The organism is Brucella sp. RRSP16 (genome assembly GCF_052246815.1).
In the GTDB taxonomy this organism is placed as follows: Bacteria; Pseudomonadota; Alphaproteobacteria; order Rhizobiales; family Rhizobiaceae; genus Brucella; species Brucella intermedia.
Genome location: NZ_JBQQAM010000014.1, coordinates 56,548 through 75,369, shown reverse-complemented (window position 1 = coordinate 75,369; position 18,822 = coordinate 56,548). Strand labels below are relative to the sequence as shown.

Sequence of the window (18,822 nt, the reverse complement as noted above, 5' to 3'; positions counted from 1 at the left end):
CCAACCGTCCCAGGCGCTCCGTTAGAGATTTGCCTCGGACCATACGGCTTACTCCGGCAGGTTGTTTTTGTGAAATTTACCGCCTTTCATGATGGCAGTGAGACATTCATCGTGGCGTTCCAGCGTGGTGATGTCTTCGAGAGGATTGCCATCAACAATCAGAAGATCTGCGTAAGCTCCTGGTGCGATAACGCCGATCTCATTCTCCATACCGCACAGCTTCGCTGAAACCCTTGTTGCAGAATGGAGGACTTCGCGGTTTGTGAGTACACTTGCACGTATAGAGAACTCCATAGACTGGTATTTGTGAAGCTGACCTAAAAGGTCAGATCCAAAGGCCATCGGTAGACCTGCGTCCCGCATGATTGCAAGCGATTCCAGTCCACCACGGCGTACAGTATCGATCTTTGCCTGGGAGTCTTCGTTGAGACCGAAATTTGCGCCTTCCAGTGCCAGTCCCTCATAGGCAACAAGTGTGGGGCAGGCAATGGCACCTGCCTCAGCGGCCATTCGGGCGGTCTCGAGAGTGATGAGATTGCAGTGTTCCAGTGACTTCACACCGCATTCAACCGCCCTGCGAATGGAAGCATCTGAATAGGTGTGTGCGGCAACATATAGCCCATAATTCTCGGCTTCTTCCACGATTGCGCGGATTTCGTCGTTGGAATACTGCAGCACGTGGATTGGGTCGTTGGGGGAAGCAACCCCGCCATTCGCCATAATCTTGATGAACTGAGCGCCGTTCTTGATTTCTTCACGAGACGCGCGGCGCACTTCATCTACACCGTCAGCGATCCGACCAAGACTACCAAGTCGCGCTTCATGCAATGGACGATTGTCATAACGAGCTCGATAATCGCCATGCCCAACAGTTTGACTTAATGCCTTGCCGCAAATTACCAGTCTTGGGGCTTCTATGGCGCCTTCATCGACCGCGAGCTTCAAACCGAGATCCGCTCCCGCCAGATCACGCAGGGTCGTAAAACCTCGCATCAGCATGTCCCGCATAATTTTTGCGCTTCGTAACGCAATGAGCGAGCTGGGTAGCGCCGCGTTTTCCGCCAGATCCACGAGGGTGGCCGCGACGTGAACATGGGCATCAACAAGTCCAGGCATAAGCGTACGTCCGCCCAGATTGATCCTTTCTGCTCCTGCTTCCGTGATTGGCTGTTCACTGACTTTCACGATCCGGTCGTTTTCGACCAATACCTCAACACCGGATTTCAGAACACCTTGATCAACATCCAGAACCTGGCCACCGCAAAGGACATAACTCGTCATAATTATTTCCCCATTTGTTTTTGTCGTGCATACACGAAGTATATTCCCACCAATCTTACACGCCATGGCATGAGTGTCCAGTTAAAAACGGGCTGACTTGTTTTTTTGTTACACTCAGTGGTATACGGCATTGAAACGACTGTCTTTTTTAACAACATTGAAAAGATATGGGATTAGGAGGATCAAGCGAAGATGACGTTCGTTACCAGTGGCGGAGCAGTGCTATGATTGAAAAGTCAGCTGAAATGGATGGCAGAGCAGGAAAAAAAGGCAAGCGACAAACCCAAGCGGAGCGTTCATCAAATACGCAAGCGAAAATTTGCAACGCAACGCTGGAGGCCTTGGCTGAAGTTGGTTACCACTGTATAACAACTGCATTCATTGCAAAGAAAGCGAAGGTCTCTCGCGGGGCACTGACTCATCAATACGCTTCGAGAAATGATCTTCTTGTTGCAGCTTTGCAGCGACTTCATAATGATTGGTCGCAAGTTAGGCCATTCACCGCCAATCCAACCACCGAAGAGTATACTGTAGCGCAACTTATAACCGAGTTGTGGGAGAATCTGTTTTCAGACAAACGGTATATAGCGTCACTTGAACTTATGGTTGCGGCACGTTTGGATAACGATCTAGGCATTCGTTTAAGGGATGAAATGTCAAGATGGGTCAATGTTAGAGATGAATTTCTTCGAAGCTTAAACTTCACCGACCGAAAGATGGGCCTGAATGTTCAACATTTACATTTAATGATGTCCACAATGAGAGGAGTTGCACTCTATCAACTATTCGATAGAGATGTGCAGGCTGGTCAAAAGCTTATCGAATTATACAGTTCTTTGGTCGAGAGTAGAGTTGATCCGGCTGATACCAAAGAGGAATGAATTTCCAACATTCGTTAGGTGTTTATCCATCCTATCCCCTCTCATGAATTTAACACACGAGAGGGGAGACGTGTCAGTTTCTAAAGTGTTTTGAAGTATGCGAGGACACTTTCCAAATCGACGACGTCAGCGTAACGCCGTCCTACATCCCGTAGATTGTCTCGATGCGGACCTTCTTCAACATCACCGACGCAGTCTTCAGGAACAATCGTGCGATAGCCGCGCTGGAAACTATCAATAACAGTAGCTCTGATACAACCGCTCGTATTCACGCCAGTTACGATAACGGTATCTACGGATGCCTTTGTAAGAAATGGCTCAACCTTTGTTTCATAGAACATCGATGGCCCCGTCTTACGAATAACCAAATCATATGACGAGTCTACGAGGTTATCTTCGAGTTGGATCGCATCGTTGGGCATAATGTAGTTATCGCGTACTGGCTTGATTTTCCAGAACGGCATGTCGCGCTCACTCTGATATGCTGTGAAACAGACTGCCACCGGGATCGAAAGTGGTCGCGCTACATCGAGAAGTTTGCGGGTATTCTCAAGCGCTCTTACTGCGAGTGGCTTGCCGCCAAAGGGATATTCTTGCGATGTGTGAGATTTTTGAAAATCGATAACCAGAATTGCGGGACGTTTCCCATATCCGACCGCAACCTCGCCATAGCCAGCAGATTCATATTCATCGCGTAACACGATACTTCCTTTCTGATTTTGAATTAGGAAGAAAGGTGCTTCTAACTCACCTATGTCGAAAATTATCGACGAGCTAAACGGATTGATCACCTGTTCCCCTGCGTGGACGTTATTGTCCACCGCAGCAGAAGATGACTTGATGTCGACTGGGTGTCAACTAACAAACAATACAACCCGTTTGTTTACTGCGAAAACGTGAAACGCTATGATCTCACGACGATAAACTGCGACCTGAACAACCCTGTTCAATTTGCGTCAGGCGTGAAATCTCAGCACATCAACCGCTTGATGCATTTGCAGTGACATGCTTCCGGTGATGCCGCAATTATAAGTTGGCTCTGTTCAGGCTTCGAGGTGCGCGTCCTATTTTGGGCCACAGGGAACTGAAAGCTTCCGGGTTTAAGTCTCAATGCGGCGGGGACGTCGCTGAGCCATTCATCAGCGAAATCGGCGACCAATTGCTGGATCTTCGGCGCGAGATAAGCTGGCGATGCACCACCGAGTAAACCGTACATCATTCCATCCGCCGCCTTGAAAGGATATGAACCATTGACCCTTGTCATTGGACGACGTGCTGATTTCCGATGACCAGCACAGCGATGCGTTTGCGCGTGTCAGACGGCGATAAGATGGGGCGCGTTCAAAACTTCTGCCAGGATGAGAGTCCCTGTTCCCTATTTAGGAACGAGCACTAGTCGGTTGAATACCACCGCAATCGATAAATGGTCAGCACATTTTTATCGAGTAACAGAAATGCAGTAGCCATATTCAATTTCGGCTTTCAGCTCTCTCCTGCTCAGCAACGAGCTCGTAGCTCCATCGCACATCTTGCTGCATGGCAAGTTTGGCGGCTTCAGGATCATGGTCCTTCAATGCATCTATGAGATTAAAGTGCTTGTGGTCGCGTCCGGAGAGTTCACGAACAGGTATCTCCTCGTGAAATGTTCGGAGGAACGGGCCCATCAACGCCCACATACTTTCACATATGGATTCAATGTAGGGCAGTCCTGCCAGCGTTAATATTCGAAAATGGAAGTCACGATTGATGCGGCTGGCGAGCTCTGGATCAGTCGCAGCGGCTTGAATGAAGCTTTCGTTCAAACTAACGAAATCTTCGATCTGCTTCTCGGTTACGATCTCCGCAACACGCTGCGCTGCGATACCTTCCAGCTCGACGCGAATTGAAATGATCTCCCGCAAATCACGGGAGGTCAGCTTGGGAACGACGATTGATGTCGCCGCTCTCATTTCCAGCGCCTTTTCGCTGACGAGGCGAAAGATCGCCTCGCGTACGGGGGTAATGCTCGTCCCATACTGCTCGGCCAAGGCCGCGATCGTCAATCGCTGGCCTGGCCTGAAGTATCCGTCCATCAATCCCTGCCGCAGCTCTTGATAGAGCTGCGTTGAAAGGCTTGCTCGGGACAATGATTTGGTCTGCATCTCGCCCTCTTAACTAATTTGGGAAGGTTATAATGCTTCCAACGCGTTCCGACCAGCATGGAAACCCCCTGCGATATCCACTATCCACCGTATCGATACTCAGGTACACCCATGACGCCCAAGCCATCAATGACAAAAAGAGAGCCAGCCAATGGACCGGTTTCTTTGATACCTGGAACAGGTGCTTCTTTCATCGAAGTAACATAGAGGCGATCAAGATTACGCCCGCCAAACATAACACTGGTTACGCAAACAACGGGCATATCAATACTTAACACTTTTTTACCCGCAGGGTCGAACCGGTGGATCTTGCTTTTATAGACGCCTGCGCTCCAGACATGCCCTTCCGCATCCACAGTAGCGCCGTCCGGCAAGCCGTCCTCCGGGCCAAATTCGCAGAACCTTCGCTTATTGCTGACATTTCCGCTTTCAAGATCGTAGTCATACGCCCAAATCGCGCGTGAACGACTATCGGCAAAATAGAAAATACGGCCATCCGGGCTCCAGCATGGGCCGTTGGAGACCACAATGTTATCATCAATCATCCGAACTGTTCGATCAGCGCCAACGCTGTAAAGTTCCGCATCGGCGCCCTCTTCTGTGATTTCGATGCTGCCGGAAACGAAGCGCCCACAAGCATCGACCTTGCCGTCATTCATTCGAACTGTTGATGCTTTGTGCTTCACGTTTTGAAGAAGGCTGATCGCTCCCGTTGAGAAATCAAACGTGTAGAAGCCATCGGCGAGCGAAAGGATCGCTCCGCCTTGTTGCCGCAACGCCAGCGAACCAATTTTCTGTGGCACGTCCCAGCTTTCCACGCCATTACCGTTTTCGTCGCTACGGAAGATTTTAGCGCCGTAAGAGTCGATCCAGTAGAGCTTCTGTTCGCGAACATCCCACAACGGCCCCTCGCCCAAAATGGTTTCGCAATCGACGATCGCCTTGATTTCCATCGTTGTAATTCCTTCCATGTCAAAGTCCGGGGCTCTTGCGTCGGTGCGCGCTGACCGCGACGATCAGGAGAATACCCTTTATGATCATTTGATAGTAAGTCGATATATTCAAAAAATTCAGCCCATTAGCGAGCAATGCCAGAAAGAGGACGCCACCGATAGGGCCAGAAATCCCTCCCAGTCCGCCTGATAATAATGTTCCACCGAGCGCTGTTGCAGCAACAGAATCAATAGCAAATTGCGAACCGACAAGCGGGTCGCCGCTGGCAAGGCGGCCGGCCACGTTAATTCCGCCGACGCAAGCCAACAACGAGGAGAAGACATAGGCGGTCGCTACAACCCTGTTGGAATTTACACCGCCGAGGCGGGCATTGTCGGGATTAGAGCCACTGGCAATCAGATGCAGACCGTACCGGCTACGCGCCAGCAACAATCCAGCAATGAATACGGTGAGAACCGCAAGGCAGACCGGGTACGGTGCGCCGTAGAGATTACCATTCGAATAGGCGGCCAACCAACCAGGAACCGCTCCGCCGGGGATGGGACGAAGCAGAAGCGCTATGCCCTGAAGCGCGGTCATCGTACTCAACGTCATTAGGATCGGATGAACACGCAACCACACCACACCATAAGCGTTGACTGCCCCGGCGACGAGCGCGGCAAGAATGGCAAGCGGCACCGCCCAAGGGCTATTCATGCTGACGATTGCAGTTGTCAAACTAACAACAGACCCGACGGAGAGATCCAGCCCTCCGGTCAGCACAACGATCGCCTGCCCTATGGTGACGAAAATGAGGCTAGCCTGCTGATTCAAAATGTTGGTGAGGTTCAGGGGCGACAATATTCCCGGAGACATAACTCCGAGAACAATGGCCAGGAGGAAGAGCAATGCCAAAACAGGCCAAGCGGACCGCCGCCGCAAAGCAATCGCCGAATGAGATGTCAGCGGGCTCATTGCGTTCGTCCTCCTACGGCTGCTTGCATAATCAATTCTTCTGTCACCGATTTTCCGTCGAACTCGGCAACCGTCGCGCCTTCGCGAACAACGATGATACGATCACAGAGGCCGATCAGCTCGGGAAGTTCCCGGGAAGTGACAAGTACGGGTACACCGCGGTCTGCAAGATTACGGAGCAGCGCATAAATTTCCGACTTTGCTCCGATATCGACGCCGCGTGTCGGCTCTTCGCATATCAGCAACTTCACGCCACGCAGAAGCCACCTTGCAAGTAGCGCTTTTTGCTGATTACCGCCCGAAAGCTCCCCGATAGGCTGCGACGGTGAACCAAGGCGAATATTAAGCTTGCCGATCTGTTTAAGGATTTCATCCTTGGGAGCTGGCGCCAGATGGAACAATCGGCGTCCTGGGAGCAGACTGGCGGCAATATTGCGATCAACGCCCAGCGTTGGATAGATGCCGTCTCCCTTCCGGTCTTCCGGGATTAGCCCAACCCCGGCGCGAATGCCTCCCCTCGGATCTGAGTGGCGGATAGCATCGCCAAATAGCCGGATTTCACCGGAAGTTGTTGGCCACCCCTCGAATAGAGCTCGCGTAATTTCGATCTGTCCTTGCCCTTCCAGCCCCGCCAGTCCAATAATTTCGTTCGCCCTCACCGAAAAGTCTACCGGGCCCTGGAGGCCCTCTGTAGCCACATCTATAAACTCCAATGCTGGCGCCACATTCGCAGACGATTCTTCAGAGCGTAATGGATAGAGCTGACCCAGATCTCGCCCAACCATCGTCGCAATCAATTGGTCAGGATTAGTATCAGCGATATGGAAATGCCCGGCGAATTGTCCGTCTTTCAGTACTGTAACCTCGTCGCAGAGGTCAAATAGCTCAGGCAATCGGTGCGAGATATAGAGAATACCCTTGCCCTTTGCCTTTAGAGTTCGCACCAACCCAAAGAATTGCTCAGCTTCGCGGTCTCCCAGAGCTGCCGTAGGCTCGTCGAAAACAAAGATGTCTGCATCTCGCATTACCCCCTTGGCGATTTCCACCATCTGTTGATCCGCAACGCGCAGCCGTGATGTTACGATCGCCGGATCGATCGACAACCCCAAACCTTCAAGCACGCGCCCACTTTCGTCTTCCATTTTGCGGCGATCAAGGCCGCCAAACCGTGTTCGATATTCGCGGCCGAGAAACAAATTCTCAGCCACGGACAGATTGGGCAGCAGGATAAACTCCTGGAAGATCGTTGACACTCCGGCCACGCGCGCCTGCTCAGCATGCGCCAAGGAAACGTCTTCTCCCTTTATCCGCAGAATACCTGATGACGGCTTAAAGACACCTGAGAATATCTTCATCAAAGTCGACTTTCCCGCACCGTTCTCGCCGAGCACCGCATGAACGGTGGATGGGCGCAGGCGGAGCGAGACGCCCTTGAGCGCCTCCACTCGTCCAAACGACTTCTTTATGTCTATTGCTTCCAGTAGCATTGCGTTTAATCCGCTACCCACATCATTTCGCATAAATGGTTTTCAGCGTCTCCTCTGGGAGGCTTGAACCGACCCAATATGCATCGGTCAGATCAGCGTTATAATATTTGGATATTTCATCCTTGGTGATCGGCGCCGGGCGCAACAAATAGTCCTTTGCAACTGGTTCGCCCTTCAGCACGCGAAGTGCCGCGATGACGGCCTGCTGGCCGAACCAAGTGGGATATTGTGGTGCAACACTGGTTAGGTCCATTTCCTGCCAAATGCGCAAGAAACCATTATTACCCTCGCCCGTCATCGGAACCAGCGGCAAACCGTTCTCATTGAGCACTTCCGCACAAGCTTGAGTCATGGCGCCGCCGGAAGACCAGATGCCATTCAGGTCAGGATGTGCAGTCAGAAGTGATTCACAAACTCTCTTGCCCTTGTCATAAGCCCAATCTCCAAAGGCCGTATCAATGATCTTGATATCTGGATAGTTCTTCAGAACTTCTTCGACCCCCTTCCATCGATCATTATCGATCGAATTTCCGGAAATGCCACGGATCCCGATAATGTTGCCTTTTCCACCCAATGTCTTGGCAAGAAACTCTGCACCAGCGCGACCGAAATCAACATCATCACCCAGAATCTTCACGGTGTAATCTTTTGAACCGGCATCGGACGAAAAAATCACCACGGGAATTCCTGAAGCATAGGCTTTATCGAGAACACCGTTTAAGGCCACTTCAGAACCCGGCGCGACGAGAAGCGCATCGACCCCGCGCGCTAGAAGATCCTCGATATCGGCAACCTGCTTGTTAGTATCACCCCCAGCATCAGTAACCACCATTTCCTTGATTTCGGAATGTTGCTTGGCTTCATACTTTGCTTCTTCAATCATCTGCACGCGCCAGGTATTGACGACGGAGATGTTGCTAAGGCCGATGACAAAACTCTCCTTCTTGGACGGTTGCAGAGTCTGCGTTTGCGCGCCTTCCGCCGCCTGAAGAGCGGGACTTAACTCAATGCCAGACTGCGCTCCGGCGATAGCAGTAGACGCCATGAGGCTGGCGGCCGAGAGAATTCCCAATATGTGACGATTCATTTTCTTCCTCCCACTGTGCGCATATTGCGCCCTTTACTCCGGTTGTCCGGATATTTCAGCCTTTGCGGCGCACGGCGATAGCCGCAGCACTTGCGATGATTACACCTTGAATAATGAGTTGGACCGGCTGCGGCATGCCAATACCGGTGAGCAAGTTGGCGAGAAATGTCAGCGTCAAAGCGCCAACAAGAATGCCGATCACGCCACCTTGGCCACCGCCGAAACTCGTACCGCCAAGTACGACCGCCGCAACGGAAGCCAGAACAATGTCTGAGCCAAGATTGAGCGTACCCGTGCCGATATATCCCGTCAGTATGATAGCCGAGATTCCCGCCAGGAGCCCACTCAATACATGAGCAAGATAAAGTCCCGGCGCCACTGACAACCCGCCAAGCCTGGCAGCGGAATGACTACTACCGATGGCGCGAAGTGTATGCCCAAATACGGAACGCCGCAGTATGATGGCGACTATAACAGCCACCACAATCAGTAGGAGCCCCGCCAAGGGAAAAATGCCAATGCGCCCCGTAGCCACATATCGAATGATCGGGTTTACCTGACCGCCAGGTGCGCCACCACTAACGATATAACTTGTCCCGATGAGAATTATCGACATTCCAAGAGTCACTACAACGGCGGAAGCCCGCATGCCGACAATCAGAATTCCATTCGCCAAGCCGACAATGGCGCCAATTGCCAGCGGCAACGCCAGCGACCATGCTGGCGCGCCCTTCGATATCATCGGCAATGCGATCACGACATTGGAGAGCGCCATAACACCCCCAACTGAAAGATCGATCGATCGACCGATCATGGGCAAGCTCTGACCGATTGCCGCTAGAGCCAGCGGAGCAGCTTGTCGTAAGACGATCAACATAAAGGGGATCGACAGCAAACGCGGCTGCAGCACCGCCGCGCAAGCCAACAACAACACAAGCGCGGGATAAGCGGGCGTCGAGACGATCGCCAATAGCGCTCGCCGCATCACTTCACAGACGCGGCTTTCACGGATGATTGCGATCCCGTTTGTCATTTGCCTCCCCTAAGCACTCGCTCCAACTTGCAGCATTGCCATAGACCGACGCGTCTTTCAAGGCATGATGCATGATATATGTTCATCTCAATCAGGCGATCGAGTAGCCACCATCGACGGGTAGAACGACGCCGTGCACGTAAGATGCGTCCGATGACACGAGGAAACGGATCACTTTACCGATTTCATCAGGTTCGGCCCAACGTTCCAGCGGAATACGCGCGGCGATACGCGGGCCGCGTTCCGGGTCGTTTTTGGCCTTCGACGACATACGCGTATTGACCCACCCCGGCGCCACGGCATTCACTCGAATGCCTTTCTTGCCCCAAGCGACAGCCATGGAGCGCGTCAGCGAAACAATCGCACCTTTCGACGCGGAATAAGCGGGAGAGCCCGCCGAACCAAAGAAACTCCACATAGAGGCGATGTTCACAATGGAACCGCCTGCAGCCTCCAATCCAGAAAGCGCCGCTTTGGCCGCTGCAAGACTGGCTGTCAGGTTGATATCCATGACGAAGCGAAAATCGTCGATCTCCCATTCCTTGTCGTGGCGGAGTACACCGGCGCAATTGACAAGGGCATCGATACGATCCGTGCGTTGCATCAAGCTGTCGAGTTCTTCAATGCTTGTAACGTCAGTTTTTACAAACTCCACGCCTTCCGGCAGCACATCTTCTCGGTCCATCCCACCAGCGATGACACGATAGCCATGCGCCACCAGTTGCGTTGCCGTAGCAAGGCCGATACCCGTGCCACCGCCCGTAATAATAGCCGTTTTCATGTCGTTTCCTTTCCGCACATTCGCGCTCAATCTCAAGAATTCAAAAACTCTTCAGCAACTGAACGAATGCCGGCACCATCTAATTTGTAGTGCGCATAAAGATGAGTCGGTGGCGCAATGAGACTGTACTCGTCGTAGATCCCATGCCGCTTGAGTTTGACGCCAGCGCCTTCGTCAGCCAAAACCTCGGCTACAGCCGCGCCAAGCCCGCCCAGAACATTGTGCTCTTCAACCGTCATAATTTTCTTCGTGCGCGAAGCAGCAGAAAGTATAGCTTCGCGATCAAGAGGCTTGATTGAAGCCATATCGATCACCCCAACAGAGCGACCGTTGGCATTCATCGCACGGGCCGCTTCAAGCGCACCGTGAACGGCCATACCGCAGGCAATAATCGTTAGCTCTTCACCTTGGATGTGTTCATGCGCCTTACCGAAAACGAAGGTCGTATCCTTGTCGTAAACAACTGGATCTCGACCCCGACCGATACGACAATAGATCGGTCGATCATGATTGGCCGACGCGCGAATGGCTGCCTCGAGCTGAGCGCCGTCCGCAGGTGAGACGACGGAAAGATCGGCAATCGAACGTGTCGTCGCTATATCTTCTGTCGCGTGATGCGACGTCCCGTAGAAGCCCAGCGATATGCCCGTGTGATGGCCAATCATTCGCACCGGCTGCGCAGAATAAGCAACGTCCATGCGGATCTGCTCGCAGGCGAGCAATGCGATGAAGGAGGCGAAAGTCGCAACGAACGGCGTAACACCGCAGGTCGCAATGCCAGCTGCCGCACTCACCATATTCTGTTCAGAAATGCCGAAGGAAATGTATCGATCCGGGTAGGCCGATGCAAAACGATTGAGGCCGTTGGAATATTGCAGATCAGCAGAACCGGCAACAACATTGTGTCCTGCCTTCACGAGATCAATAAGACCGTTCGAAAGATGATCAAGACCCGGATTTGCTGCATTCAAACCGCGATATTGCCAGGAATTGGGGGAAAGGGGGTGGCTCATAGTCAGATCTCCCGCGACTTGATTTCAGCAATGGCGGCTTCGGCGTCCGACGGATCGAGATAACCGAGATGCCAGCCCGGCTCTGTTTCCATATAGGAGACGCCCTTGCCCTTCATGGTCTTGGCTATGATGCAGCAAGGAACCTGACGTTGATCGTCGGCACGCACGCGCCGTAGTAGCTCGGTCGTTGCCGCCACGTCATGCCCGTCAACGACATGCACCTCCCAACCGAAAGCGCGCCATTTCTCGTCCAGCGGTTCGATGTTCATGACGTCATCGACCTTGCCGTCGAGCTGATAGCCGTTCCGGTCGATGATGGCGATCAGATTACGAGCCTTGTGCTGGGCTGCACTCATAGCAGCCTCCCAAACCTGGCCTTCCTGCATTTCTCCATCGCCCATCATGCAGAAGACTTTATAGTCTTCGCCGGTCCAGCGTTGCGCCAAGACCATACCAAGGCCATTGGAAAGCGCATGGCCGATTGAACCGGATGAAAAGTCCACGCCAGGAACTTTACGCATATCAGGATGATCACCGAGCGGGCTCCCTAGACGGGTATAGTTGTCGAGCCAGTCCTTAGGGAAAAAGTCGAGATCCGCATAGATCGGAAACAGACCAACCGCAGCGTGGCCCTTACCAATCGTAAAGCGGTCACGTGACGCCCAATCCGGTTCTCCACGTCGAATACGCATCACATCGTAATAAAGCGCGGCGAATATCTCCGCAGCGGAAAATACCGACGTGTAGTGTCCCGTTTTTGCGATATCAATCAATCGAATTGTTTCCAGACGGATAAATTGTGCACGCTCCTTGAGCATTGCAACTGTCTCATCCGACGGTTCGAAGCTGTTGGACTTGTGCGCTGTCGATGCGCCAGCCATTGAAGCCATTATTATAGTACTCCTGGTTTTGATTGCTAAGAGCACCGACCGGCGATCTCGACTTCACGCATAGCGTCAATGAGATCCGCTTCGGTTAAAGTGCGAATGAAGTTCGTGGCGTGCGGTGCAGCAAGCGTTGGCCCGGCGATGGCTTGCAAATCAGAGTCCCGGACGTCGGCGACGCCCAAAGCTGATAGTGACTTTGCCAATCCGACATCTTTATAGAAAGCGCGCAGATCGGTCAGAAAATCATCAGAACGCCCCTCAAGTGTGAGTTGGACAAGCAGTCCATAGGCGACCTGTTGTCCATGCATTGCTTTCGCCGCTTCTTGAACACGCGATAAGCCGCGCGTCATCGCATGAGCGATTGAAAGACCTCCGCTCTCAAACCCGAGCCCTCCCATAACGAACAGTGCTTCCACCAACTTTTCGAACGCCGAACCAGGCTGCGGGGTTCCCGCTATCGCCAGTCCGTCCACTGCGTATTCGCGCACCGTTTCATAGGCCGCTTCCGCCAGTCTCAATGCGGAAAGCGAAGGACGCTCACCGAACATCGTCTTGCCTTGAACCTCGTAACATTGCTTCGCTTCAAAGGCTTTTGTGATCGCATCACCAATCCCGGCAACGAGAAGAGTGCGCGGCGCGCTCGCAATAATCTCGGTGTCTGCAATCACCGCGCGCGGGTTCGCAGCAAGATGTGCGACTTCAACAAGCACCTGGTTCTCGTCATAAATAACGTAGTTTTTTGATGTCGGCGCATCATTAGCTGCAGCCGTTGGCGCAGTGACAATCGCACAGCTCAGCCGATCACTGAGCGCTTTGCCTGTATCAATGGCTTTGCCTCCACCTACTGCGACGACCGCATCCACTCGTCCGCCAAATTGACCTTTGTTAACCGCCGAGACCAACTCTGCGATTGCGGCATATGTAACATCGCCTGAAAATGGCAGAACTTGTACCTGAAGCTCAGCTTGCTCAAGACTCTTGAGCAAGCGATTTTCTAACATTGGCAACACAAACGCATCTGCTAGCACGATAATGCGTTCACCTATTTCGCGAACGATACTACCGATACGGTCAAGACAACCGGGCCCTTGATAATATCTCGATGGAGAACCGAAGACGATCATAATTCCTATTTACCTTTGGATACTCACTGCATCAGTAGGTTGGAACAATCCGCTCAACCTGGAGCCGACGAAAGAGATCAATAAAAGTCTCATCGGATGACTGATATTCCAGAAAACCTGCCTTGCGGCTGCGGGTCATGTCGGAAATACATTCAACCTTTCGCCCGAAATCGGCATCGCTGTGCCACCAGGTCGCCAGTCGATTGATATCTGGCTCAACAAGGCCGTTGCGTAGGGCGACATCGCGCCAGATTGGTCCTGCATCAGCCATCAATTCTTGCAAGGATTGCTGAACGCCCTCGTAGGGCGCAACCTGAAGACCAAAATAATCGGCAACTACGCGCCACATCCGACGCCAGCGAAACACATCACCATTGCCCGTATTAAAGGCCATGTTTTGCGCCGCAGGCGTAACCGCCGCCCACGCAAGTTGCTTGGCGATCAGACGCGCGTCACTGACTTCGGTCAGCATGTTCCATTGCTCTTCGGCGCCAGTGAAAGCGAATGGCCTTCCTGTTTCCCTGCAGATCGTGGCGTAACAGGCAAGTGTCACACCCGTATTCATGAGCGCACCGACTGCAAACCCGACAATCGCATTGGGGCGGTGCACGCTCCACGTAAAGCCATCGCGCTCGGCAGCCGAAAACAATCGATCTTCCTGAGAGTAGTAGAAATTTTCGAGCGGCAAACGTGGGGCATCTTCCCGAAAAGGCGTCTCCGGGAGATAACGCCCAAAATCCTTGAATGGCCCAAGATAATGCTTAACACCAGTCACAAGCACGACATGCTGGAGCCGTCCAGCGCCGGCGCGAATAGCATCCAGAACCGCATCTAGATGACGCGCGTTTACGTCTGAAGCTTCTTGTTCCGTGGCGGCTGGCGTCCATGTTGCTTGAAACAAGTGAGTAATCGGGACTTTAGCAAGGGTGGCGCGGACTTCTTCCGAATGATTGAGATCTGCTTTCAGTGAGATCACGCCTGCCGGCGCAGATTCCGGTCGTCGCGCCAGCCCATAAACCACCCAGCCATCGCTTAGCAATTCCTCGGCCAAGTTTCGACCAATGATGCCGGTGACGCCAACAATCAGTGCGTTCCTGCCACTCATTTCACTCTCCCTTAGCTCTCCACCACGAAAGGCTGTATCAGGTTGAGAACGTCGAGTCAAATATCATGCATCATCCATGATATTATCAATGGACATCTGCGTAGCAGATCTGCAACCGCTGGGGAATTTGAAGGTTGATCAGTCCTGACGGATCAAGTGAACGGACCGAGTATCCTTTTGGCCTTTAAATGCCGATCTTGAGTTTGGTCCCGTGCTCCCGAGCCCGTCGAATGCGCGATAGTGGTGCAACCGCTAAGAGCGGTGACCGGATGTGAGGTTGTATAGGCCCGAGAAGCGGGCCGGTAATTGCTATGAGCTCAGACCTTGGATCCGCCTATGAAGGAGAAAACCGACGCCAATCCAATGAAGAATTGACAAAAATCCTGATGTAAAGGGATATGAACCTCCAGCATGCCATTAGTTTCTGTAAGCTTCAGAATTGATTAATCAATTCGCATTAGCAGCCCACGCCCGGCAAGAAGCCGGTCAATTTAGCAATTTGGGCTGCAATGAAAAAACAGACTTCTTCACCTCTTCAATTTCGCAATATGATCTCTGAATTCTGCGAGAAACGCGTCAGACCGCATGTGTCCGAAGAAATACTCGATAAAATCAAGTCATACCTCGATGATCTGATCGTCCAGCACAAAAAGCCTCCGATGCGCCGAAGCCAGATAGACTGGTTATCATTCGTCTCGGAAAGACAGATCAGGCCAGTTTGCCACAATCAGTTCTTCGCGGATTTTGCCACCGACCAGACCGCGTAAGTCCTTGGGCGTTGCTGCGGGGTTGAACACGTGCAGTTATATTGATGTTGACCCCACTAAACCTTTAGCCCCGCCCATCTGACCATAACACTCCCGGCCAGCATGCTCATGCCAATCGCGAGGAGTAAAGGACCAGCGAATTCCTCTGCAACAATGCCCGATGTCGAGGAAACCGACAGCAGCATCAGGCTGAATTCTCCTCCGTGGGCCAGGATGATCCCAGTCCGCCATGAGGTCTGAAGCGACTCGCCGAATATTCGGGCCACGACCAAAACGATCAGCGTCTTGCCCGCGAAAATGATCGCGAGCCAGCTCAGCACGACTGGCCACGCATACGGGATGATCCAGAGTGGCAATTGCGTTCCGATGCCGACAAAGAAAATCCCCACAAACAAATCGCGGAAAGGCCGGATCTCGTTCTCGACAGCATGGCGCGCGTCACCCTCGCCGATGATCATCCCGGCCGCGAATGCAGCGAGCGCTGGAGAAAGACCGGAGGTGGCCGCGACAATCGCAGCCCCTAGTACAATGGTGAGCGCGAGAAGCTGGGCAAGTTCCGGATCGCCACGCGACGCTACCCAACGGGCCAGCAACTGCAACGGGCCACGGGCAATGAACAGGGCTGCAACCAATGCCGTTGCACTGGCGACGACCGTTATCACGCCTAACCCTTCGGCGGCTCCACTCATCGAATCGTGCAGAAGCAGGAATGCGACAGCTGCCAAGTCTTGAAACAGAAGCACCGCAATGGCCAGGCGTCCATGGGCCGATCCCAGAGCGTTCGCGCTTGCGAGCACCTTGAGGCACATGGCCGTGGATGACATTGCAACGGCCCCGCCGATGAGGATTGCGGGGACGGCCGCGAGATCGAAGATCAGACTCGCTATCAACGAAACCGTTATTGTCGTGACTGCAACCTGCACGGCTCCAAGACCGAAGACATGCTTCCTGAGCTTTACGAGCTTCTCGAACGAGAATTCCAGGCCAAGCGCGAACAGCAGCAGCACCACTCCGATCTCGCCAATGCTGCTAAGGGCAGCGTTTTCGGCAATCAGGCCGAAGCCGACGGGTCCAATGACTATACCGGCAAGAATGTAACCGACAATGCTGGGCACGCCGATCCGTGAACATATCGTCACGAGCACGAACGCGGCAACAACCAACAAGGCCGCACTCTCGACAAATCCGGTCACGCCATGCATGTTCTTCTCCTGATGGCATGGCGCAGGGAAGGCCAACACCTGTAACCTCTAGACGTGCGAGCGCGCCCACTGCGCTATCTGCGCGGCAGGCATTGCAGCGCTCGTCCTCGCGATTTCCTTGCCGCTCCTGAACAGGATCATGGTGGGAATGCCATGGATCCCGTAGCGGCCGGCAATCTGCTGTTCGGCCTCGGTGTCGAGCTTGCTCAGGCGGACATGGGGTTCGAGCGAGCGCGCCGCCGCCTCGAATTGGGCGCCATCATCTTGCATGGCCCGCACCACTCGGCCCAGAAATCGACCAGCATTGGCAGTTCGGCATTCGCATGGCGGTCAAAATTAGCCGCGGTGAACGTGACGGGCATGCCTTGAAAGAGAGGCGCGCTGCAGCGTCCGCAATTGGGGTTGTTGCTCAGGCGCTCTTGCGGCACCCTGTTGGTGGAATTGCACTGCAGGCAAGCGACCGTGGGCATCCTGTATCCTTTCGTTGACGAGCCGGGCTCTGCGGCCGAATGATGCAAGCGTTCAGCGCGTGGATATGGCGCGGCGGGCCTCTCGCTGCCGCGGCTCGGGCAGGTATTCCACGCTACCGCCCTGGCGCCGAACCGGCTGCGGATAGAGCGTCATCAGCTCCAGTATTTCCTTGGGCATGTCCTTTCCAACGGGCAGGCCCATGTCGCGGGCCTCATCGGCAGAGATGGGATAGTCGTGGGTCCAGGTGCCTGTCGCAAGCTTTGCCGCCAGCGCCGCCGCGCGGTTCTCGTCCATTTTGTCGGACAGCAGACGTTTCGCGAATGCCTCGATCTGCGCAATGGCCTTGCGACCGACATCGGCCATGATCAGGGTCTGGTCGTCGATCTCGGCGATGGGCTTTTCGGCGACGACCTTGAGGAGCGAGGCAGCAGGCAACTGGCCAAGTTGCGGATCGACGGGTCCCAGCACGGAATGCTCGCACATCACGATCTCGTCGGCGGCAAGCGCAATCAACGTACCGCCCGACATCGCGTAATGCGGCACGAACACGGTGACCTTGCCCTTGTGGCCCTGAATGGCCCGAGCGATCTGGGTTGCTGCCAGCACAAGGCCGCCCGGTGTATGCAGCACGATGTCGAGTGGCACTTCATCGTCGGTCATCTGGATCGCGCGCAGGACTTCCTCCGAATCATTGACGTCGATGTAGCGCATCAAGGGGAATCCCAGCAGGTTCATCGTCTCCTGCCGATGGATCAGCAGGATGACGCGACTGGCACGCGTCTTCTCGATACTGGCGATCTTGCGTACGCGCATCGCCTCAAGATATCTGCGCTGCAGAACCGGCTGCAGCGCCGAAATGATTAAGAACAGCCAGAACAGCTGCATTATGTCCATGGACCTTGTCCTCCTTCCCGTCGGCCATCCGGCAAAAAGCCATAGATGCCCTCGTCGCGATAATAGTGGCGATAGACGTCGGCGCGCCTTCGCAGGAGTGGCGTTACAAGCCAACCGGCGAGAAACCCGCCGATATGCGCCCACCAGGCAACCCCGCCCGTGGCCGGATCGCTGCCGAGCGACAGGAAACCGGGAACGACCTGCATGAAGAACCAGATCACCGCGAAAATGACCGCGCGCACTTCGAAGAAGAGGGGAATGAACAGAATCGGCACGATCACCACCAGCCGAGCCGCCGGAAACATGCGTGCGTAGCAACCGATCACGCCCGCGATCGCCCCCGATGCGCCAAGCGCGGGAACGACTGAGTCGGGGTTCGCCAGCGCGTGAGCCAGTCCGGCCGCCACACCACAGAACAGATAGAAAAGTGTGAATCTACCCGGTCCGAGCCGATCTTCGACGGCGGGGCCGAAGATCCAGAGCGTCCACATGTTCAAGATGAGGTGCAGCCAGCCCCCGTGCAGGAAGATGTTGGTCAGGAACGGGGTCCAGTCGGACGGGGCGACGAGGCTCAGTTGCCCGAAGAAGCGCGAGGGCATCAGCGCGAACTCGAACAGGAACCGGTCCAGCACGCGCGGAGGCAGGCTGATCTGATAGAGGAACGCGAGGACGTTCATGCCGATGACCGCCCATACGATGACGGGCGGGTAGCGGCGCGCGACGCTGTCAAGGTAGGGAAACAAGCGGCAGATCCTCGCTC

Annotated in this window: 17 protein-coding genes and 1 pseudogene; 1 reads left to right on the top strand and 17 read right to left on the bottom strand. The window is 53.9% G+C overall.

Going from position 1 to position 18,822, the window contains the following annotated elements; genetic code table 11:
- Nucleotides 1-48: 48 nt before the first annotated feature.
- Complete coding sequence (locus tag ACS5UA_RS19685; RefSeq protein ID WP_443101705.1) at nucleotides 49-1,281, bottom strand: amidohydrolase family protein; 1,233 nt, start codon at nucleotides 1,279-1,281, stop codon at nucleotides 49-51.
- Nucleotides 1,282-1,505: 224 nt separating this feature from the next.
- Between ACS5UA_RS19685 and ACS5UA_RS19680 the strand changes: the two genes are divergently transcribed.
- The gene (locus ACS5UA_RS19680; protein WP_176056135.1) at nucleotides 1,506-2,162 is read left to right on the top strand and encodes a TetR/AcrR family transcriptional regulator; all 657 of its coding nucleotides are present in this window, start codon (nucleotides 1,506-1,508) and stop codon (nucleotides 2,160-2,162) included.
- 80 nt (nucleotides 2,163-2,242) lie between these two features.
- On the opposite strand, the gene ACS5UA_RS19675 is transcribed toward ACS5UA_RS19680, so the two are convergent.
- The 16 genes and pseudogenes from ACS5UA_RS19675 to ACS5UA_RS19600 form a co-directional block, all read right to left on the bottom strand.
- Nucleotides 2,243-2,953, bottom strand: coding sequence for an isochorismatase family protein (locus tag ACS5UA_RS19675; protein ID WP_235824472.1), 711 nt, complete (start codon nucleotides 2,951-2,953; stop codon nucleotides 2,243-2,245).
- A gap of 678 nt (nucleotides 2,954-3,631) precedes the next feature.
- Entirely contained in the window at nucleotides 3,632-4,303 is a 672-nt protein-coding gene (locus ACS5UA_RS19670; protein ID WP_443101704.1) for a GntR family transcriptional regulator, read from the bottom strand.
- An 80-nt stretch (nucleotides 4,304-4,383) separates the two neighbouring features.
- On the bottom strand, nucleotides 4,384-5,274 hold the full coding sequence (locus tag ACS5UA_RS19665) for an SMP-30/gluconolactonase/LRE family protein (protein WP_443101703.1): 891 nt from the start codon (nucleotides 5,272-5,274) through the stop codon (nucleotides 4,384-4,386).
- 1 nt (nucleotide 5,275) lies between these two features.
- The gene (locus ACS5UA_RS19660; RefSeq protein WP_443101702.1) at nucleotides 5,276-6,211 is read right to left on the bottom strand and encodes an ABC transporter permease; all 936 of its coding nucleotides are present in this window, start codon (nucleotides 6,209-6,211) and stop codon (nucleotides 5,276-5,278) included.
- Complete coding sequence (locus ACS5UA_RS19655) at nucleotides 6,208-7,698, bottom strand: sugar ABC transporter ATP-binding protein (RefSeq protein ID WP_443101701.1); 1,491 nt, start codon at nucleotides 7,696-7,698, stop codon at nucleotides 6,208-6,210. The genes ACS5UA_RS19660 and ACS5UA_RS19655 overlap by 4 nt, the downstream gene beginning before the upstream one ends.
- 22 nt (nucleotides 7,699-7,720) lie before the next feature.
- Nucleotides 7,721-8,785 carry an ABC transporter substrate-binding protein gene (locus ACS5UA_RS19650; RefSeq protein WP_443101700.1) on the bottom strand — a complete coding sequence of 355 codons (1,065 nt, stop codon included), beginning with the start codon at nucleotides 8,783-8,785 and terminating at the stop codon, nucleotides 7,721-7,723.
- Between the two features lie 55 nt (nucleotides 8,786-8,840).
- A complete protein-coding gene (locus ACS5UA_RS19645) occupies nucleotides 8,841-9,818 on the bottom strand; it encodes an ABC transporter permease (protein WP_443101699.1) in 978 nt (325 codons plus the stop codon).
- A 91-nt stretch (nucleotides 9,819-9,909) separates the two neighbouring features.
- Nucleotides 9,910-10,599 (bottom strand): SDR family NAD(P)-dependent oxidoreductase, encoded by a 690-nt coding sequence (locus ACS5UA_RS19640; RefSeq protein WP_443101698.1) that lies wholly within the window; start codon nucleotides 10,597-10,599, stop codon nucleotides 9,910-9,912.
- A 32-nt stretch (nucleotides 10,600-10,631) separates the two neighbouring features.
- Nucleotides 10,632-11,612: a transketolase family protein gene (locus ACS5UA_RS19635; protein ID WP_443101697.1), complete on the bottom strand. Its 981-nt coding sequence runs from the start codon at nucleotides 11,610-11,612 to the stop codon at nucleotides 10,632-10,634.
- Nucleotides 11,613-11,614: 2 nt separating this feature from the next.
- A complete protein-coding gene (locus ACS5UA_RS19630; protein WP_443101696.1) occupies nucleotides 11,615-12,502 on the bottom strand; it encodes a transketolase in 888 nt (295 codons plus the stop codon).
- A gap of 26 nt (nucleotides 12,503-12,528) precedes the next feature.
- Nucleotides 12,529-13,623, bottom strand: coding sequence for a glycerol dehydrogenase (locus ACS5UA_RS19625; protein WP_443101695.1), 1,095 nt, complete (start codon nucleotides 13,621-13,623; stop codon nucleotides 12,529-12,531).
- Between the two features lie 31 nt (nucleotides 13,624-13,654).
- Entirely contained in the window at nucleotides 13,655-14,728 is a 1,074-nt protein-coding gene (locus ACS5UA_RS19620; RefSeq protein WP_443101694.1) for an SDR family oxidoreductase, read from the bottom strand.
- Between the two features lie 823 nt (nucleotides 14,729-15,551).
- Nucleotides 15,552-16,697 (bottom strand): cation:proton antiporter domain-containing protein, encoded by a 1,146-nt coding sequence (locus ACS5UA_RS19615; protein ID WP_443101693.1) that lies wholly within the window; start codon nucleotides 16,695-16,697, stop codon nucleotides 15,552-15,554.
- Nucleotides 16,698-16,745: 48 nt separating this feature from the next.
- A pseudogene (trxC, locus tag ACS5UA_RS19610) lies at nucleotides 16,746-17,167 on the bottom strand (thioredoxin TrxC).
- Nucleotides 17,168-17,219: 52 nt separating this feature from the next.
- Complete coding sequence (locus ACS5UA_RS19605) at nucleotides 17,220-18,062, bottom strand: SDH family Clp fold serine proteinase (RefSeq protein WP_443101692.1); 843 nt, start codon at nucleotides 18,060-18,062, stop codon at nucleotides 17,220-17,222.
- Nucleotides 18,053-18,805 carry a rhomboid family intramembrane serine protease gene (locus ACS5UA_RS19600; RefSeq protein ID WP_443101691.1) on the bottom strand — a complete coding sequence of 251 codons (753 nt, stop codon included), beginning with the start codon at nucleotides 18,803-18,805 and terminating at the stop codon, nucleotides 18,053-18,055. The genes ACS5UA_RS19605 and ACS5UA_RS19600 overlap by 10 nt, the downstream gene beginning before the upstream one ends.
- Nucleotides 18,806-18,822: the final 17 nt, after the last annotated feature.